A 22,200-nucleotide genomic window follows, 5' to 3' on the forward strand; every position below is an offset into this window, starting at 1 on the left:
AAAACCTATAAGGTTTGAAGAGATTAAAAGAATACAGATTTTTTAAGGTTAAATAAAAACTGATTATGAATCATTTAAAAATATTTTTCTTATTGCATTGTTTGGGTTTTGCCTGCAGATCTATGCTGCAGAACCGTTTATCAGTACTGAGAAAATCCCCGACGGAGGATTTGTAGTAAGAAATTAAAGATTGATAACGAAAAACAGAAAAAATGCGCTTCAAAAACTTATACATCTTTATCATTTCGGGATTTTTGGTTTCCTGCTCTTCCTCCCAGAGTTTGGAGAAGCATTCATCCAAAGATCAGTGGCTCACTACCTGGGCAACGGCTCCCCAATTGGTGGAACCCAAAAATCTTCCGCCGGAACCGGGGCTTTCGGGGAATACCCTGCGTCAGATTGTCCGTGTATCTGTGGGTGGAAAAAAATTACGGTTACGTTTTTCCAACAGGTACTCTGCAGACAGCCTTGCAGTAAAAGCAGTTTCTATTGCTGTGCCGTCCGATAGCAGGAATGTGGATGCAGCCACCATCAGATCATTAACGTTTGAGAAGAAAAACAGTTTTAAAATTGCTCCCGGATCTGATATTTATTCTGATGAAGTGAACTTTAACCTGAAGTCTAATTCGTTGCTGGCTATTACAATTTCCTATACAAAAGTAACCCAATCTGTCACCGGACATCCGGGTTCAAGAACAACCTCTTTTATTGTTAAAGGTGAGCAGTCCAATGCTGCGGTATTTAAAAATCCTGTAAAAACAGATCATTGGTATTCGCTTTTTAACATCGATGTAAAGACCAGTGAACCCTCACATGCGGTGGCTATTATGGGAAATTCTATTACCGACGGAAGAGGATCAGGAACCAACAGACAGAATCGCTGGCCGGATATTTTTTCGCAGCGGTTACTGGCAAATCCTTCAACCGGGAATGTAAGTGTTCTTAATTTCGGAATTGGTGGGAATTGCGTAGTGCGTGGCGGTTTAGGCCCTACGGCATTAGACCGTTTTGATTATAACATCCTCAATCAGCAGGGCGTAAAATGGTTGATCATTCTGGAAGGAGTGAATGATCTGGGAGGAACAAGAGATCCTGATGACGCCTCCAAAAGAACAGAAGAACTGATTACCGCTTACCAGGTGATGATCGATAAGGCACATGCTAACGGAATCAAAGTGTACGGAGCAACGATTCTTCCTTTCGGAAAGTCATTCTACGACAAACCTTTCCGTATCGAGGCCTGGAAAAAAGTAAACGACTGGATCAGGAACAGCGGGAAGTTTGATGCCGTCATAGATTTTGCAAAACAAATGCAAAGTGAAAATCCAGAGGTCATCTTAAATGATATGCACGACCATGATTTCCTTCATCCCAATGAAGCCGGTTACAAAAGAATGGGAGAACTTGTGGATCTGAACTTATTTAAAAATTAAAATCAAAAAGATATAGTATGAATTTTACAAAAAACATTTCGCTGTTTCTTACGTTGTTGTTTATATTTTTTGTAAAAGCAGCCGAACCATTTATTTCTTTTGCCAAAACAGAAAATTCGGTGGTATTGAAAGAGCGCAATTCAGGTTTGATGCTTTTTTCAGACAGTGATTCGGATAAAGGAATTCTGCGTGCTGTTGCGAATCTTCAATCTGATTTTCAAAAAGTAACCGGTGTTCAGCCTCATCTTATTTCCCAAAACTCTGGATTGAACGGAATGATCATTATTATTGGGGAAGCAGGTAAAAGCAAAGCCATTGATGATTTAATCAGGCAAAAAAAGCTGGATGGAAAAATATTAACAGGGAAAAGAGAAAAATATATCATTCAGAATGTCAGTAATCCTTTTCCGGGTGTTTCCGAAGCTATCGTGATCGCAGGAAGTGATAAAAGGGGAACCATTTATGGGATCTATGAAATGTCTCAGCAGATAGGTGTTTCACCATGGTATTACTGGGCAGATGTTCCGGTTGAGAAAAAAGATAATCTATACTTTAAAAAAGGAATCTATACCGATGGAGAGCCTGCGGTAGAGTATCGCGGTATTTTCCTTAATGATGAAGAGCCTTCGTTGGGAGGATGGGCCAGAGCAACATTTGGCGGAGTAAACAGTAAGTTTTATGAGAAAGTTTTTGAGCTGATCCTGCGCCTTAAAGGAAACTATATCTGGCCGGCAATGTGGGGGAAAGCATTCTATGACGACGATCCTCTGAGCGGCCCTTTAGCAAATGAAATGGGTATTGTCATGGGAACTTCCCACCATGAGCCTATGGCTTTGGCACAGACCGACTGGCACAGGTATATTAAAAAAAATAATCTGCCGAATGTCTGGGATTACTCTAAAAATGCTGAAGTTTTACAGAAATTCTGGAGATCCGGAATGGAGAGAAGCAAAAACTGGGAAAAACTTGTTACAGTAGGAATGCGAGGTGATGGTGATGAAGCAATGGGAGAAGGAACCAATATTTCCCTGCTCGAGAAAATTGTAAAAGACCAGCGTAAAATCATCGCTGATGTTACCGGGAAAAAGGCTGAGAAAACTCCTCAGGTCTGGGCATTGTATAAAGAAGTTCAGGACTACTATGATAAGGGAATTAGGGTTCCGGATGATGTGATCCTGCTGTTCTGTGATGATAACTGGGGAAATGTAAGAAAGCTTCCGGACCTTTCAAAACCTTTGCATAAAGGAGGCTATGGAATCTATTACCACTTTGATTATGTAGGTGGCCCGAGAAACTCCAAATGGATTAACATCAGTCCCATCCAGAGAGTCTGGGAACAGATGAATCTTTCCTATGAACATAAAGTAGATAAGCTTTGGGTCGTGAATGTAGGAGATTTAAAACCCATGGAGTTTCCGATCAGTTTTTTTCTGGAAATGGCCTGGAATCCACAGCAGTTTAATGCTAAAAACCTTTTGGAATATACCGAAAAATGGGTTGCCCAGCAGTTTGGAGATAAACACGCAAGAGAAATTGCGAGGATGATTAATCTTTATGCCAAATACAACAGAAGAGTAACTCCTGAAACCCTTGACAGTAAAACGTACAGCCTTCAGAATTATCATGAATTTGAAACAGTTTTAAATGATTACAGAGCATTGGCTGTAGAAGCCTTACGGTTGAAAGAGCAGATTCCTGCTGAATACCAGGATGCCTATTATCAGTTGGTTTTGTATCCGATTGATGCATGCAGTAATTTATACGAAATGTATTATGCGGTGGCAAACAACAGGGAACTGGCAGCGAAAAAAGATCCGGGAGCCAATTTCTACGCAGATAAAGTGAAGACATGTTTTGAAAGAAACGCTTATCTGGATAATCAATACAATAATGTGATTGCCGGCGGCAAATGGAAGCATATGATGGATCAGATGAGAATAGGATATAAAAGCTGGGCAGACGGAAAAAAAAATATAATGCCTGAAGTTACCTATATTTCTGAAGCCAAGGTTCCCAAAGAAAAAATATTTCAGGAGAAAAACGGCTATGTTTCCATTGAAGCAGAAAATTTTGCAAGAATGAGTAATTCTGACCGAATCCATTGGGAAGTGATTCCTGATTTTGGAAAAACAAAGTCGGGAGTGACAACATTTCCGCAGAATGCATATCCTAAAAGCGATGAAAATATCTGGCTGGAATATGATATCAATTTTGAATCAAAAGGTGAGTTTGAAGTCCAATTATTATTAGCTCCGACTTTAAATTTTAATCATAATAAAGGACTCCGCTACGAAATTTCTTTTGACAACGAAACTCCGCAAATTGTCAACTTCAATGGCCATTATAAAGGAGAATTGGGAAGATGGCAGTCCGAACATATTATTAAATCCATTACCAAACATTCGGTTCTGCAGTCCGGAAAACATACTTTACGTTTCAGAGTGCTTGAACCTGGCATTGTCCTGGAAAAAATATTGATCAATACCGGAGGTTTAAAGCCTTCTTACCTGGGAGCTCCCGAAAGTGAAATGTTAACTAAATAACAATATTAATAAGAAACAACACTTTAATTATGAATCAGTAATCTCAATTTACATTCCAATCTAAAATACAGTTCCCTGACAGAGAATGAAGAAAAAGAACAGCGGATGATTTTGTAAGCAACTTTATTTAACAGATCGCTGCCTGATATAATTCGGGGTATTTTCCTGATGGTTTTTGAAAATTAACTGTCTTGAGGGGGATTCTATTGCCTTTATTTCAATTGTTTACACACAAAATTACGAATATTTAAACCAAAACATTATGAAAAAAATTTTAAGTCTTGTTACCATTCATTCTATAGCTCTGTTTTGCAGTCTGATGCTGCAAGGCCAGCTTACTACAGTGAAAATTGATAAGAATACTGCTTATCAGAAAATCAGAGGATTCGGAGGATTTGTCTGCAGCCCTCAGTTTGCTTACAACCATATGTCTACAGCAGAAATTCAGAATCTCTGGGGAGCTTCCAGTGAAGGCGGGTATAATATTATGAGACTTTATATTCCCGAAAACAGTAGCAACTGGAGCTCCGTATTGGCTACAGCACAGCTTGCCAAATCAATGGGGCTTACCATTTTTGCTTCGCCATGGACAATGCCTGCAGCCTGGAAAACCAACAACCATGTAAATGCAGTGTACACCGATACCAATGGAGTACAGCAGATCGGATATTTAAAGCCGGAAAATTACCAGGATTATGCCCTTTATCTCAACAGCTTTGTTACCTATCTTCAGAATAACGGAGTGGAGCTTGATTATATTTCTATTCAAAATGAGCCGGATGAAATGGCACAGTATCAGGGATGTATCTGGACTCCTGCGCAAATTACCACTTTCATCAAGAATTACGGACAGCTTATCAATTGTAAAGTGATTGCCCCGGAAAGTGTGGGATTTACGGATAATTTTGCCAGTGCTTTGCTGGATCCTGCGGCAATGGCCAATTTCGAAGTGTACGGCGGGCATCAATACGGGCTTATGCAGTCTACCTACAAACAATTCCAGAATTACAACAAAGAAATCTGGCAGACAGAATATCTGATCAACTGGAACTCTTCATCCACACAGCCGGCAAGAGATTTCAGCTGGAATACAGATGCATTTACTTTTGCAGGCAGCGTCAACAATGCATTATTGGGAAATATTAATGCATGGATTCATTACTCTGCCAAACGTTATTATGGCTTGATGGGTGATGGAACTTACGGAACCCCCGCAGGTGTAATGACCAAAAGAGGCTATATCCTTTCACATTATGCCAAATACACAACTGGAAAGACAAGAATAGAAGCTAAATGGGATGACAAAACCGGAGTTTTACAGGGATCTTCCTACATTTCCCAGGATGGGAATCAGGTTGTTCTTATGGTCATCAATTCTTCTCAGAATTCCTATAGTTTAAAGGTTGATCTGCCTTTTTACACTACTTCAGGAACAAAAGTACTGACCAATACACAATCCAATATGGTGAGCACACCTATTTCTTTGAGTACGGCAACATTCCGGCCCACTGCTGATATCAGCCCTTCCAGTATCATGACTTTCGTTTTTAATAAAAGTGGTGATAGGCCTGCTTCTCTCATGACAGGCGGTGATATTCATTATAATAAAATTGAAACACAAACTCCTACCATTGCAGCTTTTGGTACAGGATTCAATATAAGCAATACAACGGTGACGTTCTCCAATCCAAGCCCTCTTATCAGTAATAATATGACTGCGGCTAACGGATATCTTCAGCTTAATGACAGGTACAATAAACTGATCCTGCATGTAAACAGCTATACAACTGCGGGGCAAAGCTATTCAGACAATACAACTTTATATTATGTCAACAGTCAGGGGGTAACAAAATCGTATAATTATGGCAAGATTAATTTTCCACAGGGAGGAAACTTCGATATTACATTAGATATTTCAAGACAGGTGCTTACAGACGGATGCAAAGGAATTTTAGGATTGAGAAATTCCAATTACAGCTCTGTGCTTACGATTAATCTGGGAGATGTTTATTTCAATGTGGGTAATGAAATTGCTTCTAAATTTGGAGGGACCTATTCCGCAAGCGACAGCTATCTGATGGATGCGCTGGAAAATGGCTACTACACTTCTGTAGACTTCAGAAATGCAGCAGGAATTACTTCCTCCAATAACTGGCAGCCTATGAGTGCTAACACTAATAGCATTTATTATGTGAATTCAAACGTAAGTTCATCTGCCAATAATGTGATTTCAGGTACAGCTTGTTCAAATCTTGTCCTTTCCGGCCAGGGTATGGATTTTCAGGTGCCGTTTAACTTCACAGCCAATACAGCTTCTTACAGCCGTACCTTTAATGGTTATGACGTCCTTATCTTGCCATTCCAGGCTAATATACCTTCCGGAGTTACTGCTTATCTGATGTCTCCAGATACAAGTAATATCAACTGTACTGCAATCTCAAATGGAATCATTCCTGCAAATACTCCGGTAATCGTCAATGCGACAGGGAATATTACTTTCAGCGGTACAGGAAATGTTTCCACACCCAAAGCAATCACGGTCAATCAAATGAACGGAGTTTACCAGGGCATCAAAGTTCCGGCGAATGCCTATGTTTTAAAAACAGAAAACGGAGTAACAGGATTCTATAAAGTAACTGCAGGAAGTGAACCTGCAATAGGATCTTTCAAAGCATACCTTACAGAAGAGAATGCCTATTCAGCCAACGTTCTTCCTTTAAATTTCGGATCATTAAGTGCCAGAAATATTTCTACTGGAACTAAAAAAGAGATTATAAAAATATATCCTAATCCGGTAAAAGCAGATCTTTTTATTGATTCTGATTTTTCAGAAGCTGTTGCCAATATTTTTGATGGAAAAGGAAGTGTCATCAGATCCGGATTGAAAATAAATTCAGGGAAAAACCAAATTAATGTGGGAGATTTCCCGGCTGGTATTTACTTTATTGAGGTTACTCAAAAAAATAATGCAGTGGTGAAACAAAAATTTGTCAAGGAGTAAATTGTATCCAAAGCCATCATAAGATCAGCTTATGGTGGCTTTATTCATATCCATCCGATGATGGGGTAAAGTAAAGATTGAAACAGAAAGCACTTTGTATAAAAGTTATTAAGAATGAAACCATAATATTTATGAAAAGAATTGTATTAACCCTATATGCAACATTGGCGGCACCTTTATTATTCGCTCAGAGCCATTATAAATATCCGTTCAGGAATCCGGATCTCCCGGTTAATGAAAGAATAGAGAACCTTCTTAATTTACTCACAACAGAAGAAAAGATAGGAATGATGATGGATAACTCCCAGGCAGTTCCGCGCCTTGAAATTCCTGCCTACGGATGGTGGAATGAAGCACTTCACGGGGTGGCAAGAGCAGGAACAGCTACTGTTTTTCCACAGGCAATCGGGATGGCGGCCACATGGGATGTTCCGGAGCATTTTAAAACTTTTGAAATGATTTCTGATGAAGCACGGGCAAAATACAACAGATCTTTTGATGAGGCCTTAAAAACAGGGCGGTACGAAGGACTTACTTTCTGGACACCCAATATCAATATTTTTCGTGACCCAAGATGGGGAAGAGGCCAGGAAACCTATGGTGAAGACCCTTATCTTACCTCTGTTCTGGGCGTTGCTGCAGTAAAAGGTCTGCAGGGAAACGACCCAAAATATTTTAAAACCCACGCCTGTGCCAAACATTTTGCGGTACACAGCGGACCGGAATGGAACCGTCATTCCTATAACGCAGAAATTTCTAAAAGAGATCTGTATGAGACGTATCTTCCCGCTTTCAAAGCATTGGTTCAGGAAGGGAACGTAAGAGAAGTAATGTGTGCCTACAATGCTTTTGACGGGCAGCCATGTTGTGCAAACAATACTTTACTTACTGAAATCCTCCGTGGAAAATGGAAGTATGACGGAATGGTGGTCTCAGACTGCTGGGCACTGGCCGATTTCTTTCAGAAAAAATACCATGGCACCCATCCTGACGAAAAAACAACCGCAGCAGATGCCCTGAAACATTCGACAGATCTGGAATGCGGAGATACCTATAACAATCTGAGCAAATCTCTGGCAAGCGGACTGATTACCGAAAAGGATATTGATGAGTCGATGCGCAGAATCCTGGAAGGCTGGTTTGAACTGGGAATGCTTGATCCGAGATCTTCCGTTCACTGGAATACAATTCCTTATTCTGTAGTCGATTCTGAAGAACATAAAAAGCAGGCACTGAAAATGGCACAAAAGTCAATTGTGCTGATGAAAAACGAAAAGAATATTCTGCCTCTCAGCAGAAGTATTAAAAAAATTGCCGTTGTAGGACCAAATGCCAATGACGGATTGATGCAGTTAGGAAACTATAACGGAACCCCTTCTTCAATTGTCACGATTTTAGACGGAATCAAAACCAAATTTCCAAATGCTGAAATTATCTACGAAAAAGGAAGTGAAGTAACAGATCCTTCATCCAGAACCTCACTCTATCAGAATTTCATCAGTCAGAAAAACGGCGCGAAAGGAATAAAAGTAGCGTTTTTTAATAACAATGAATTCAAAGGCCAGCCGGCAAACATTTCCGTAAATTCCACTGCAATCAGCTACAACAGTTTTGGAGGAACCCAGCTTGCGCCCAATGTAGGAAGAGAAAATACCTCAGCCATCATTTCAGGGATTTTCAAAAGTACCTATACAGGAGAGGTTGTGTTTTCTGCTTCCACTTCCGATATCTATACTCTTTTCGTGGACGGAGAAGAAATCGCAACAAGAAAAGGCCCTGATGCAAGACATCCTTCGGAGTTTCCTGTAAAAATGGAAAAAGGAAAAGAATACCAGATAGAACTGCGTCATACACAAAAAGGAAAATATGTAAGCATCAGTTTTGAAGTGTATAGAAAAGACCCTGTTAATTTTGCTTCGGTGAGGGAAAAGGTGAAAAATGCAGACGTCATTGTCTTTGCAGGCGGACTTTCTCCAAGTCTGGAAGGTGAAGAAATGATGGTGAATGCAGAAGGCTTCAAAGGAGGTGACAAAACTTCGATTGCCCTTCCTAAAGTCCAGAGGGACCTGTTGGCGGAGCTTAGGAAAACCGGAAAACCTATTGTTTTTGTTCTTTGTACCGGAAGTGCGCTGGGATTGGAACAGGATGAGAAAAATTATGATGCCCTGTTGAACGCCTGGTATGGCGGACAATCAGAAGGAACGGCCGTAGCAGATGTTTTGGCAGGTGATTATAACCCTTCCGGAAAATTACCCATTACCTTTTACAAAAACCTTGAACAGCTGGACAACGCTCTTTCAAAGACAAGCAAGCACCAGGGATTTGAAAATTATGATATGCAGGGAAGAACCTACCGTTATATGACGGAAAAACCTCTTTATCCTTTCGGGCATGGTTTGAGCTATTCAAAATTTGCTTACGGAGATTCAAAACTGAGCAAAAATACAATCAGTACCAATGAAAATGTGATGATCACAATTCCGGTCACCAATATTTCAGATAGAGACGGCGAAGAAGTAGTGCAGGTGTATATCAAAAGAAATAATGATTCCCAGGCCCCGGTAAAAACGTTAAGGGCTTTTGAAAGAGCTTTAATCAAATCTAAAGAAACAAAAAATATTCAGCTGACTCTCTCTAGAGACTCATTTGCGTTCTACGATGAAAAAGCAGATGATCTGGTTTCAAAACCTGGCGACTATACCATTTTTTATGGCGGAACTTCTGATGATGCGGGGTTAAAAAGTATTCCGCTAAAAGTAAAATAAAAATTGATTCAGGACAAATTGAGACATGCTTTAGCTTCAAAATATACGATCTATGACAACAAAAAATAAAATATTTTCCATCGCGATTTCCCTTAGTGCTGCTTTTTTTTCGGCTCAGAATAATACGGTCCGTACTTTTAACTTGGATCTGAAAGAAACTTCTACAGCTGTTAAAATACAGCCCACCATGTATGGGATTTTTTTTGAAGATATCAATTTTTCAGCAGATGGCGGATTGTATGCTGAACTGATTAAAAACCGCAGCTTTGAATTTGACGAACCATTTACAGGCTGGAAACAGCCTAACACAAAAACACTTTCTCCTAATCTGGATTCCGGGTTTCTGACCATTTATTCTGACCCTTCCAAGACCAATAAAAATTACGCACGAATTACCGTTTTCAATGATAAAAATTACATTCTGGAAAATGAAGGATTCAGGGGAATAGGGCTTCATCAGGGAGAACAATATGATTTCAGTTTTGACCTGGAGAATGTTTCAGGAAATATTGCTGCGGTAAATGCAAGTCTTGTTGATGAAAATGGAAAGGAAATTTCTTCAGTTTCCACGCTCATAAAAGGAAAGGGATGGCAGAAATATACAGCCGTTTTTAAATCACCACAAACTGTAGAAAAAGCAAAACTGCGAATTACATTTACCGGAAACGGCATCGTGAACATGGATATGATCTCCCTCTTCCCTCAAGATACCTGGAAAGGCAGAAAAGGAGGCTTACGAAAAGATCTCGTTCAGAAACTATATGATTTGCAGCCCGGATTTTTGAGGTTTCCGGGTGGCTGTATTGTAGAAGGAAGAACTTTGGCAGAACGCTATCAGTGGAAAAAAACAATAGGAAATGTGGCAGACCGTAAATATCTTATCAATAAATGGAGTACAGGATTTCCGCATCGTCTTACACCGGATTACGGACAGTCTTTCGGGCTGGGATTTTATGAATATTTCCAGCTTTCCGAAGATCTGGGTGCAGAACCGGTTCCTATTCTGAGTTGTGGTATGGCATGCCAGTTCAACACAGCAGAACTGGTCAAAATGGAAGACCTCGATCCTTATGTTCAGGATGCTTTGGATCTGATTGAATTTGCCAACGGAGATTCCGGAACAAAATGGGGGAGAATCCGTACTGAAATGGGGCATCCAAAGCCTTTTAATTTAAAATTTATCGGAGTGGGAAATGAACAGTGGGGAGCAGATTATATCGAACGCTATAAAGTATTTGAAAAAGCCATTCATGCAAAATATCCTGACATTAAGATCATCTCCGGAAGCGGACCGTCACCCGATGGCGAGTTCTTCGAATATGGCTGGAAAGAGTTGAAGCAGCTTAACGCACAGATTGTAGATGAACATTATTACAATTCACCAGAATGGTTCATGAAAAATGCAGGAAGATATGATCAGTATGACCGTTCCGGGCCCAAAGTTTTTGCAGGAGAATATGCAGCCCAATCAGTAGGAGTGGTAAAACCTGATAATAAAAATAACTGGCTGACAGCCCTTTCAGAAGCCGCTTTCATGACCGGTCTTGAAAGAAACGCAGATGTGGTTTATATGACTTCCTACGCACCGCTTTTTGCCCATGCTGATGGCTGGCAGTGGACTCCTGATCTCATCTGGTTCAATAATTTGAAATCCTATGCCACCCCGAATTATTATGTTCAGAAATTATTCTCCAACAATAAAGGAACAGATTTATTGAAAATAGAAAATGACGGAAAAACTTTATCTGGGCAGGATAAGTTATATGCTACGGCGGTGAAGGATACAAAAGCAAATGAAGTGATTATTAAAATGATCAATACTGATACTCAGGCAAAAACGGTAAATATCAACCCCGGAACTCTGAAAATTGGTAAAAAAGTGACCCAAATTCTTCTGTCTGCCCCACAGCTTTCCAGTGAAAATAATTTCGATGCTGAACCTGTGAAACCCAAAGAGGAGAATTCAGAAGCTAAAAAAGGTAAAATTTCAACAGAAATTCCAGCCAATTCTCTGGTTGTTTTAAAGGTGAAAACAATTTAATAAACTGTTATGTAGTATGTTATAGAAAATAAGTGTGTTTTTTACATTTATTTAAAATAGAATCTTATATTTGTTTTTATCTCATCAGGAGAATTTAAAATCTCAATAATCAAAAACGTTTCACCACCATGAAAAAATATGTTATCGGGCTGGACTACGGTACAGATTCCGTACGGGCTGTCCTTATTGATACTGAAAACGGTTCCGAAATAACTTCTTCAGTCAGCTACTACCAGAGATGGAAGGAAGGCCTGTTTTGTAATCCCTCAGCCAACAGTTTCAGACAGCATCCCTCAGATCATATTGAAGGACTGGAAAAAACTATTTCAGAAGTAGTAAAAGAAAGCGGAATACCGACAGAACAGATCGTCAGTATTTGTATTGATACTACAGGTTCCTCACCGTTACCAGTAACAAGTGACGGAGTAGCCTTAGCACTGGTTCCGGGATTTGAAGAGAATCCCAATGCCATGATGGTTTTATGGAAAGACCATACCGCTATCCGAGAAGCCGAAGAAATCAATACCCTTGCAAGGACCTGGGGTGGAGAAGATTATACAAAATATGAAGGCGGTATTTACTCTTCAGAATGGTTCTGGGCTAAAATACTGCACATCAGCAGAGCAGATGCAGAAGTAAAAAATGCAGCTTATAGCTGGATGGAACACTGTGATTATCTGACTTTTCTTTTATCAGATCATAAAGACCTGGCAACCTTTAAAAGAAGCCGTTGCGCTGCTGGACACAAAGCCATGTGGCATGAGTCATGGGACGGTCTACCTTCCGAAGAATTTCTCAACAGGCTTGATCCTTTTCTGGGAATGCTCAGAGCAAGATTATACAGGGAAACCTATACTTCAGATGAAATTGCTGGTTATCTGAATGAAGAATGGGCTGCAAAAACCGGTCTTACCACCAAAACCATCATTACCGTAGGAACCTTTGATGCCCACTCAGGAGCTGTAGGAGCCAGGGTGGAAGAAAATACACTGATCAGGATCATGGGAACTTCAACCTGCGATATTATGGTGACCTCACAAGAAGCTATCGGGGATACAACAGTTAAAGGAATATGCGGACAGGTTGACGGCTCCGTAATTCCCGGATTAATAGGGCTCGAAGCAGGACAGTCTGCATTTGGAGATGTGTTGGCCTGGTATAAAGATATCCTGATGTGGCCGGTTCACCAGGTTATGATGCAATCTGAAAGTATTTCAGATGAACAGAAGACAAAGCTCGCAGATGAAATGGAGGCAGGACTTATCAGGAAATTAACCCTTGAAGCAGAAAAAATTCCTCTTTCAGATAGTATTCCGATTGCATTGGACTGGGTAAACGGAAGAAGAACACCGGATGCAGACCAGGAACTCAAAGCGGCGATCAGCCAGCTTTCTCTGGGAACAAAAGCACCCCATATTTTCAAAGCTTTGGTTAATGCCATTTGTTTCGGAGCTAAAAAGATCGTTGACCGTTTTGAAGAGGAAGGGGTGAAAATCAATAAAGTGATCGGAATCGGAGGAGTAGCAAGGAAATCGCCGTTTATCATGCAGACACTCGCTAATGTTCTGGATATGCCAATTGCGGTAGCTGCTTCAGATCAGACTCCCGCATTGGGTGCTGCTGTTTATGCTGCTGTATCAGCAGGGATTTATCCTACCGTTCAGGAAGCCAGTATGAAAATGGGCTCCGGATTTGAAGCGGAATACCAGCCGAAAGCTGAAGAAGTACAGCAATACAGAGAATTAATGCAGCAATACCAGAAGCTCGCTGATTTTGTAGAATACAATACTAAGCTGAAAAACAACAGAAAAGAACTTCAGAACTCCTGAATATTAACCTTTTGAATGACACTCAAATGAATACCTATAAAGAACTCCAAAGAGAATGTTATGAAGCCAATATGCAGCTGGATGCCCTGAAGCTGGTGGTCTATACTTTCGGAAATGTAAGTGCTGTAGACCGTGATAAAGGCATTTTTGCCATTAAACCAAGCGGTGTTCCCTATGACATTTTAAAGCCGGAAGATATGGTGATTTTAGACTTTGATGCCAATGTCATTGAAGGCAGGCTCAGACCTTCTTCCGATACCAAGACCCATGCTTATCTGTATAAGAACTGGGAAAATATCGGTGGGATTTCGCATACTCATGCCATCTATTCCGTGGCGTGGGCACAGGCACAAATGGATATTCCTGTTTTCGGGACCACCCATGCAGACCATTTAACAACAGATATTCCCTGCGCTCCACCTATGCGGGATGAGCTGATTGAAGGAAACTACGAATACAATACAGGAATCCAGATTCTGGAATGCTTTAAAGAAAAACAGCTCTCTCCGGAAGAAGTAGAAATGGTTCTTATCGGCAATCATGGTCCGTTTACCTGGGGGAAAAATGCAGAGAAGGCTGTCTACAACAGCAAAGTGCTGGAAACCATTGCCGAAATGGCTTATCTTACCAGACAGATAAACCCTGATGCGGAACGACTGAAAGACTCGCTTATCAAAAAACATTATGAACGTAAGCACGGCAAAAATGCTTATTACGGACAGGAATTTAAACACTAAACACTTCAATATAAACAACTATTAACGATCAACAAAATTATGTTAACACCTCTCAATACCAAAGAAGTCTGGTTCATCACAGGAAGTCAGCATTTATACGGACCAGAAACACTGGCGCAGGTAGCAGACCACTCACAGAAAATTGTGGCAGAATTGGAAAAATCTTCTTTCATCCCGGTAAAAGTTATTGTAAAGCCAACGGTAAAAACCACCGAAGAGATATTTGAAACCATTGCAGCAGCCAATCATGCAGAAAACTGTATAGGAGTAATCACGTGGATGCATACCTTTTCACCCGCTAAAATGTGGATCAGAGGATTAAAAATTTTACAGAAACCTCTTCTGCATCTGCATACCCAATTCAACAGAGATATTCCTTGGTCTACTATGGATATGGATTTTATGAATCTCAACCAGGCGGCTCATGGGGATCGTGAATTTGGTTTTATGGTAAGCAGGCTCCGAAAGAACAGAAAAGTAGTGGTAGGGCACTGGTCAGAAGAAAGAGTTCAGAAGCAGATCGGTGACTGGAGTCGTGTTGCTGCAGGCTGGGACGACTGGCAGGGAGCTAAATTTGCACGCTTCGGGGATAATATGAGATTTGTAGCCGTAACAGATGGAGATAAGGTGGAAGCTGAAACCCAATTCGGCTTTTCAGTCAATACCTGGGGAATCGGTGATCTTGTAGGCGTTATCAATTCTGTAAGTGAAGGAGAAATAAAAAGCCTTATGGAAGAATATGAATCTTCTTATCACATGGCTGCATCTCTTTTGGCAGGAGGAGCCAACAGAAATTCACTGCACACCGCCGCAAAAATTGAATTAGGACTTGAAAAATTTTTAAAAGACGGAGGATTTAAAGGATTTTCAGATACCTTTGAAGACCTTCACGGGCTGGAGCAGCTGCCAGGAATTGCCGTGCAGCGCCTGATGCAGAAAGGATACGGATTTGCAGGAGAAGGAGACTGGAAAACAGCAGCGCTCGTACGTGCCATGAAAACAATGGGGCAGGGCCTTGAAGGAGGAAATGCTTTTATGGAAGATTACACCTATCATTTAGACCCTTCCAATCCTTCTATTTTAGGTTCCCATATGCTGGAAGTAGATCCTGTGCTGGCAGCCGGGAAACCATCATGTGAGATTCATCCGCTGGGAATCGGGGGAAAAGCAGATCCCGTTCGTCTTGTTTTTAATTCCAGAGGAAATATTGACTCTCTGAACGCTGCCCTGATGGACTTTGGAAACCATTTCAGACTGCTGATCAACAAAACAAAAGCATTGGAAATTACAGAAGAGCTGCCAAAACTTCCGGTAGCAAGAGTTTTATGGAAACCTCTTCCTGATTTATATACGGCTGCAGAAGCCTGGATACTGGCAGGAGGGGCACACCATACATGTTACAGTGAAAATATTTCAGCAGAACAGCTGGAAGATTTTGCTGACATAGCAGGCATTGAATCATTAGTCATTGATGAAGATACCAGAATGCGTGATTTTAAAAATACACTTCGATGGAACGAAATGTATTATCGTTAACTAATTGTAAAAAATATGTAAATAATTATGAAAAAAACAACATATAACGGCATTTTTATTTTATTATTTTTAATTATTTTCGGCTGTAAAAAAGAAAATAATAAACAGGATATTTCAGGAAAAATGGAGAACATTTCTACTTCAGACTATGGAGTTACGCCAAAAGGCGATTCTATTAAAAAATACACGCTGACCAATAAAAACGGGATGAAAGTTGAGGTCATCAACTTTGGTGGAATTATCACTTCTTTAACCGTTCCGGACAGAAACGGGAAATATGAAGATGTGGTACTCGGCTTTACAAAACCCGAAGGATATTTTGATGGCAACCCTTATTATTTCGGTGCTTTGATCGGGAGATATGGCAATAGGATTGCTAATGCAAAATTCTCACTGGAAGGAAAAGCATACGAAATTGATAAAAATGATGGTCCCAACAGTCTTCACGGAGGAAAAGAAGGATTTCATACCAGATTCTGGAATATTGAAGTTGTTAAGGATGCAAAATTTCCAACGTTGAAATTATCTTACACCAGTGCAGACGGTGAAGAAGGATATCCGGGAAAACTGACCACAACCGTTTTTTACACGCTTACAGACGATAATGCCTTGGAAATTTCTTACGAGGCTGAGACGGATAAGCCTACAGTGGTAAATCTTACCCAACATTCTTATTTTAACCTGTCCGGAAATTTTACAAAAACGATTACCGATCATGAAATGCAGATTAATGCAGATAAGTTTTTACCTGTGAATGAAACTCTGATTCCTACCGGCGAACAGAAAGCTGTAAAAGATACTCCCTTTGATTTCACGATTTCAAAACCGATCGGAAAAGATATCAGCGCAGAAGACGATCAGCTGAAAAAAGGGAAAGGATATGACCACAACTGGATTCTGAATGGAAAAGGACTCAGAAGCATCGCCAAAGTATATCACCAGGGTACAGGAAGACTGATGGAAGTTTTCACCGATGAGCCTGGTGTGCAGTTTTATTCCGGTAATTTTCTTGACGGAAAGTTTGATACCAAAACCGGTGGTAAAAATGGATTCAGAACAGGATTCTGTTTAGAGACCCAGCATTTCCCGGATTCACCAAACCAGCCTTCTTTCCCTTCTACAGAACTGAAGCCAGGACAGAAGTACCAGTCTAAAACCATCTATAAATTCTCCGTTAAAAAATAGACTATGGGAAAATTAGCAACTATTGATATTATCATATTCCTGATCTATTTCGTAGTGGTAGCTTCCTACGGATTATGGATCTATAAAAAGAAAAAATCTGAATCTACAGGAAGTAAGGATTATTTCCTTGCCGAAGGGTCTTTGACCTGGTGGGCAATCGGAGCCAGCTTAATTGCCTCCAATATTTCCGCTGAACAGTTTATCGGAATGAGTGGTGAAGGTTTTTTTGTAGGAATTGCTGTTGCCGCTTACGAATGGATAGCTGCTCTTGCGCTGATCATTATTGCGGTCTGGTTTATTCCGATCTATCTTAAGAATAAGATCTATACTATGCCTCAGTTTCTGGAGAGAAGGTATAACAAATCTGTTTCATTGATCATGGCAGTCTTCTGGCTGTTTCTATATGTTATTGTGAATCTTACTTCCATCCTTTATCTGGGTGCTCTTGCCATCGATACTTTATTGGGAGGAGAACATCTTCACGGGATTATGATCGCTCTTCTGCTTATGGCCCTTCTGATTGGCTTGGGCGGCATGAAAGTGATAGGATATACAGACGTTATCCAGGTAGCAGTCCTTATTATCGGAGGCTTTGCAACGGTTTATATGGCTTTACAGATTGTGGACCAGAGAATCAACGGAGCTGCTGTAGGGAATGCTCTGGCAGGATTTAATACCCTGATCAATGAGGCTCCACAGCATTTTAAGCTGATTCTTGAAAAGCCAACGACCACCACTACTACTTTGGAAATGCCTCAGAATTTGGAGGTACAGAAATATGTGGTGCTACCAGGTCTTGCCATGTATTTTGCAGGTCAGTGGATTGTCAACCTGAATTATTGGGGCTGTAATCAGTACATCACCCAGAGAGCTTTGGGGGCAGATCTGAAAACAGCAAGAACGGGAATTTTATTTGCCGGTTTTCTGAAGCTATTCATGCCTGTGATTGTTATGCTTCCGGGAATTGCAGCGTATGTATTATATTCCAAAGGACACCTTCCGGGATTCAACGGAGTGAAAGATGGAGCGTATTCCGCGATATTGGGATTCTTACCTGTGGGACTTAAAGGATTGGCAATTGCCGCTTTGACGGCAGCGATTGTAGCTTCACTGGCAGGAAAAGTAAACAGTATCTCAACTATTTTCACACTGGATATCTATAAGAAATACCTTAAAACAGATGCCACCGAAATCCAGATGGTGAGAACAGGCCGCTGGGTTATTATTATTGCGATGATGGTTGCATTGGCTTTTACTTGGACAGACGTTTTAGGAATTGGTGGTGAAGGAGGTTTCACATTTATCCAGAAATATACGGGCTTTATCAGTCCTGGAGTTTTTGCCATGTTCCTTTTGGGAATGTTCTGGAAAAGAACAACCGGTACCGCTGCTTTGGTAGGAGTGATTTTAGGTTTCGTCCTGGCCATTTTCTTCAACAGTTTTGCTGTGGGTATTTTCGGAAAAGAAACCTGGATGTATACGGCATTCACTTATGAAAAGCTGGAGAATGGAGTGGTTCATACCATTACAGAGATTCCTTTCCTGATCAATATGGGATGGTCGTTTTTTATCACAATAATTGCCATGATACTCATCAGTCTTGCGGGTCCTAAAGTAAATCCTAAAGCCTTTGCCATTGATGCAACGATGTTTAAAGTGGACAACAGAACTTTAGTTTTGATCGTGATGACACTGCTTTTACTGACTGCCTTATATGTAAGGTTTTGGTAGATTGAACCGGGTACTGAAACATGAAATAATAAAAAACAGGATGCTGAAAAGCATCCTGTTTTTTTGGGTCTTAGATGTTTCTAACGCACTAGTTCATCCCAATATATTTGAACTTGAACAACTGACAGGATGTACCGTAATAATCCCAAAGGTGCAAGTTTGAATTGCCGTCCATGGCACAGTTGGGGATATCCCAGCCACGTATAGGATCCACCTTGGATAGGATTTTGTAGTAACCATTGGAGACAGCGACTACCTGCCATACCTGTGCGTCATTATTATAATTCTGCCAAAGACGGATTGAAGTTCCCAGTGTATTGCTGTTACTTGCCAGGTCAATGCAGCGATTGGATGCACTCGCTTTAGATACAAAACGCCAGTAGCCATTACCTGCGTCAATGGCAACCCATCGCTGTGCAGAAGCGCCATTTCTTGTCCATGGCCTTAATACTGCGCCATTGGCATCCTCTCCTGATTTTAAATCAAGTACTTTATTGGCATCGGTCTGAAACTCGATCTCGTAAATACCATTGTTGACCAGGCTGCTGTTTGTATTACAGTTTCCAACAGGATAATTGGAGGATGCATATTGCTGGAACCACTGTTTAACTGGTGCGGCGCAGGCTTCCCAATCGTTGTTGTAGGCCGTTCCTGCATTAGGATCGCCTTTGTGGAGGAGATTATCCGGGGCAAGAACATTCCAGCTTACATTGCCCGACTGATCCACGATATATTTTAAATTGGCTCCAAATCCGCTTCCGCCTGCCGTACCTGTTGTACCGATGCCGAAGGTACCATATCCCTGAGGTGCCCAGTCGGTCTCGGTAATGGCAATTGGTGCTATATCTGCAATTGGTTTAACATTGATATTCCATGCGTTCTGAAAGGATTGATAGTTGTTGAGACCACCCCAGTAACCCGGATAGATATGAACAGCATAACCAACATTACCACCGGTGATCTGATTATTGACATAACCTTGATAATGCGATTGCCAGCCTGTACCTGGTATCCAGCAAACATTATTGGCTCCATTGTTACGGATGATGTTAACCAATGGCTGAAAGAAATTTTTGAGTGCTGCAAAATGCTCATTGCCTGTTGTTCCCCATGTACCGTTTGTACCTAGGATTTCAACAGGTTCGTTGGCTAATTCAAACATCACATTGTCAGCATTCTTTAGGCCCGGATGTTGCGACAAAAAGGTCCATACGGTTTTAAGATAGCTATGATAGGCATCGTTCACAGCAATACGGTTTGGACATACTCCTGGTGGGCGTAGGATAACATACATTCCTAAACTTCGGGCATGGTTGATCAATGGGATAATCACCTGATCTGTATAAGTAACCAGACGGTTATAATTGAATCTTGAGATATCGTTCTCAGGGATGGCCGGTCCGGGATCATTGGTCCAATACGGATCAATATGAAGGCGGATGTAATTGAGATACCAGCCATCAGCAGCACTGCTGAGCTTGTTCATGACAGCTTTATTATAGTTCAGAGCACCCTGTACATTGTAATTATCCCAGGTACAGTAGCCGGAATTAGCACCATATTGACAGCCATTGAACCAGGGACTGGGAGTTATGGCAACACCATGTAAGACAACATTATTGTCACAGGGATCTTTAAGGTATTTGCCTCCAACATGCAGCATTGGTGTTGCTGCCAATGCTCTTGCGCTAGCGCTGGTACTTAGGCTTTGTTCAGATTCTTCTTGTAAAAATTTTTCTTCCATCCGGGAGCAGCTTGAAAGGATGATTAATAGAAGAGAGGCTAGAAGTAGCCACATTTTGTTTGTTCTCATAATTTATATATTTAAAGGGTATGGTTTTAGTTTTTAGCCATCAGTATCTCGATTCCCTAACCCTGCACAGGAGTTTTGGGCAGATAAGTAAAACTTCTTAATTTATTGACGCTGGATTTGAATAAGAATTGCTGTTATATTCTATTAAACCGACTAACCGCTTGTCTCCCGGCTTTCTTTATCTAATTCTTCAACACTGGTCTCGGTATAACAATGGAACCATTTCTATTCAGTTTCCGAGTTGAAAATCTTTTTCTTCTCTTTTTCTGGGTTCCTACGTATGTAAGCGTGGGGGTTATTAAAATTTAAGTTATAGTTAAATATGGTTATTAGTTTTATATAAAAATACGTATAATATTAAATATAAAACAATAATTTATTAAAAATTAACAAAAAATTACATATCATAAATAGAATTATAAGCCATATAATCATAATGTATTTTGTGGTAGGGAAAAAGAAAAAACCTTATCATAAATTTTTATTATGATAATTCTAAAAAAAGACAAAATAACTTTTTGCCCTGCTTGAAATTTCTCACAAGAACATAAAAAAAATCTCACTTATGTGAGATTTTAATAAAGGTATGCGGAATTTTTTACAACTCTAAATTGTCAATTTTCTAAAAAGTTTTTCTAAAATTATACAGGTTGTAAGTATTACATCTTAAACATAAATCCCTGCGAAATTTTTTTGTTGTATTTTTTTTCGTCAAAGCGGTAAAGAAAAGAGCCTTTTCGGGATGAGGTCATATCCTTTTTATTGGTGTTGACAAGGATATCCATACTGTTGATCTTGCTGGTAAAATTCCGCTTGTCAAATTTTTCATCAAAAATGGCTTCATAGAGATTCTGAAGATCCTTCATCGTGAATTTTTCAGGTAGAAGCTCAAACCCTATAGGTCCTGTGGAAGCCCTTCTTCTCAGTCTGGCCACAGCATCCTTTACCATGTCATTGTGATCGAAAATAAGGTCAGGTGCTTTCTGAAGCTCAACCCATTTTGCACTGTACTGCTCATTGATCTGAATATCTTTTTCAATATTGATCAGTGCATAATAGGAAATAGACATGATTCTGGCTGTCGGCTCACGTTTAATTTCCGTATAACATTTCAGCTGTTCAAGATAAATATTTTCAAGACCGGTCAGCGTATAAAGAACCCTATTGGCTGCCTCATCAGAAGTCTCTTCACTGCCAATGAAACCACCCATCAGTGACCATTCACCCATCTGTGGTTCAAAATTTCTTTTTACTAAAAGGATTTTAAGATTTTCACCATCAAAACCAAAAATAATACAGTCAACAGCGACAAGGTGTTTGGGATATTGGGAGTAATCCTCAGTCATCTTTTATATTTTATGACAAAGGTAAAGCTTTTATAGATACAATTTTATATAAATGTGATTCTTACACTTTTAAATCTGAATGATTTATTTCATTAAAATTATTTCTTAAAGATATTTTGGGAGATAAAACAATCACTAAAAATGAAGAATATCACTGAAATAAGGTTAATTATTCATGAATTAAATGTTAAAATTATGTTAAAAATAGGATTGAGGTTAATAATTATCATGTAAATAGGC

12 protein-coding genes are annotated in these 22,200 nt (G+C 40.2%); 10 read left to right on the forward strand and 2 right to left on the reverse strand.

What is annotated here, in order from left to right; all coding sequences use genetic code 11:
• Window positions 1-212: 212 nt before the first annotated feature.
• The 10 genes from DRF57_RS19630 to DRF57_RS19675 all read left to right on the forward strand — a co-directional run bounded on the left by DRF57_RS19630 (window position 213) and on the right by DRF57_RS19675 (window position 18,801).
• Entirely contained in the window at window positions 213-1,433 is a 1,221-nt protein-coding gene (locus DRF57_RS19630) for an SGNH/GDSL hydrolase family protein (RefSeq protein ID WP_115920417.1), read from the forward strand.
• A 17-nt stretch (window positions 1,434-1,450) separates the two neighbouring features.
• Window positions 1,451-3,976 carry a glycosyl hydrolase 115 family protein gene (locus tag DRF57_RS19635; protein WP_115920419.1) on the forward strand — a complete coding sequence of 842 codons (2,526 nt, stop codon included), beginning with the start codon at window positions 1,451-1,453 and terminating at the stop codon, window positions 3,974-3,976.
• A 262-nt stretch (window positions 3,977-4,238) separates the two neighbouring features.
• Window positions 4,239-6,977, forward strand: a complete 2,739-nt coding sequence (locus DRF57_RS19640) for a T9SS type A sorting domain-containing protein (protein WP_115920421.1) — start codon at window positions 4,239-4,241, stop codon at window positions 6,975-6,977.
• A gap of 131 nt (window positions 6,978-7,108) precedes the next feature.
• Window positions 7,109-9,742 carry a beta-glucosidase gene (locus DRF57_RS19645; protein ID WP_115920423.1) on the forward strand — a complete coding sequence of 878 codons (2,634 nt, stop codon included), beginning with the start codon at window positions 7,109-7,111 and terminating at the stop codon, window positions 9,740-9,742.
• 52 nt (window positions 9,743-9,794) lie between these two features.
• Window positions 9,795-11,783 carry an alpha-L-arabinofuranosidase C-terminal domain-containing protein gene (locus DRF57_RS19650; protein ID WP_115920425.1) on the forward strand — a complete coding sequence of 663 codons (1,989 nt, stop codon included), beginning with the start codon at window positions 9,795-9,797 and terminating at the stop codon, window positions 11,781-11,783.
• A 128-nt stretch (window positions 11,784-11,911) separates the two neighbouring features.
• Window positions 11,912-13,612, forward strand: coding sequence for a ribulokinase (locus DRF57_RS19655; RefSeq protein ID WP_115920427.1), 1,701 nt, complete (start codon window positions 11,912-11,914; stop codon window positions 13,610-13,612).
• A gap of 26 nt (window positions 13,613-13,638) precedes the next feature.
• Window positions 13,639-14,349, forward strand: coding sequence for an L-ribulose-5-phosphate 4-epimerase (locus DRF57_RS19660; protein ID WP_002978734.1), 711 nt, complete (start codon window positions 13,639-13,641; stop codon window positions 14,347-14,349).
• A 39-nt stretch (window positions 14,350-14,388) separates the two neighbouring features.
• Complete coding sequence (gene araA / locus DRF57_RS19665; protein ID WP_115920429.1) at window positions 14,389-15,885, forward strand: L-arabinose isomerase; 1,497 nt, start codon at window positions 14,389-14,391, stop codon at window positions 15,883-15,885.
• A 27-nt stretch (window positions 15,886-15,912) separates the two neighbouring features.
• Window positions 15,913-17,070, forward strand: coding sequence for an aldose epimerase family protein (locus DRF57_RS19670; protein WP_115920431.1), 1,158 nt, complete (start codon window positions 15,913-15,915; stop codon window positions 17,068-17,070).
• Window positions 17,071-17,073: 3 nt separating this feature from the next.
• The gene (locus DRF57_RS19675; protein WP_115920433.1) at window positions 17,074-18,801 is read left to right on the forward strand and encodes a sodium:solute symporter family transporter; all 1,728 of its coding nucleotides are present in this window, start codon (window positions 17,074-17,076) and stop codon (window positions 18,799-18,801) included.
• 88 nt (window positions 18,802-18,889) lie between these two features.
• Here DRF57_RS19675 and DRF57_RS19680 read toward each other — a convergent pair whose 3' ends face one another.
• Both DRF57_RS19680 and DRF57_RS19685 read right to left on the reverse strand, forming a co-directional pair.
• A complete protein-coding gene (locus tag DRF57_RS19680; RefSeq protein ID WP_115920435.1) occupies window positions 18,890-20,614 on the reverse strand; it encodes an RICIN domain-containing protein in 1,725 nt (574 codons plus the stop codon).
• A 659-nt stretch (window positions 20,615-21,273) separates the two neighbouring features.
• The gene (locus DRF57_RS19685) at window positions 21,274-21,960 is read right to left on the reverse strand and encodes an NUDIX hydrolase (protein WP_115920437.1); all 687 of its coding nucleotides are present in this window, start codon (window positions 21,958-21,960) and stop codon (window positions 21,274-21,276) included.
• Between the last annotated feature and the right edge of the window lie 240 nt (window positions 21,961-22,200).

It is taken from the genome of Chryseobacterium rhizosphaerae (assembly GCF_003385455.1).
In the GTDB taxonomy this organism is placed as follows: domain Bacteria; phylum Bacteroidota; class Bacteroidia; order Flavobacteriales; family Weeksellaceae; genus Chryseobacterium; species Chryseobacterium rhizosphaerae.

Bases quoted from the DNA above. Each gene is read 5' to 3' on its own strand.
- DRF57_RS19640 (WP_115920421.1), top strand. From the start codon at position 4,239: ATGAAAAAAATTTTAAGTCTTGTTACCATTCATTCTATAGCTCTGTTT.
- DRF57_RS19650 (WP_115920425.1), top strand. From the start codon at position 9,795: ATGACAACAAAAAATAAAATATTTTCCATCGCGATTTCCCTTAGTGCT.
- araA (WP_115920429.1), top strand. From the start codon at position 14,389: ATGTTAACACCTCTCAATACCAAAGAAGTCTGGTTCATCACAGGAAGT.
- DRF57_RS19635 (WP_115920419.1), top strand. From the start codon at position 1,451: ATGAATTTTACAAAAAACATTTCGCTGTTTCTTACGTTGTTGTTTATA.
- DRF57_RS19645 (WP_115920423.1), top strand. From the start codon at position 7,109: ATGAAAAGAATTGTATTAACCCTATATGCAACATTGGCGGCACCTTTA.
- DRF57_RS19630 (WP_115920417.1), top strand. From the start codon at position 213: ATGCGCTTCAAAAACTTATACATCTTTATCATTTCGGGATTTTTGGTT.
- DRF57_RS19670 (WP_115920431.1), top strand. From the start codon at position 15,913: ATGAAAAAAACAACATATAACGGCATTTTTATTTTATTATTTTTAATT.
- DRF57_RS19685 (WP_115920437.1), bottom strand. From the start codon at position 21,960: ATGACTGAGGATTACTCCCAATATCCCAAACACCTTGTCGCTGTTGAC.
- DRF57_RS19680 (WP_115920435.1), bottom strand. From the start codon at position 20,614: ATGAGAACAAACAAAATGTGGCTACTTCTAGCCTCTCTTCTATTAATC.
- DRF57_RS19660 (WP_002978734.1), top strand. From the start codon at position 13,639: ATGAATACCTATAAAGAACTCCAAAGAGAATGTTATGAAGCCAATATG.
- DRF57_RS19655 (WP_115920427.1), top strand. From the start codon at position 11,912: ATGAAAAAATATGTTATCGGGCTGGACTACGGTACAGATTCCGTACGG.
- DRF57_RS19675 (WP_115920433.1), top strand. From the start codon at position 17,074: ATGGGAAAATTAGCAACTATTGATATTATCATATTCCTGATCTATTTC.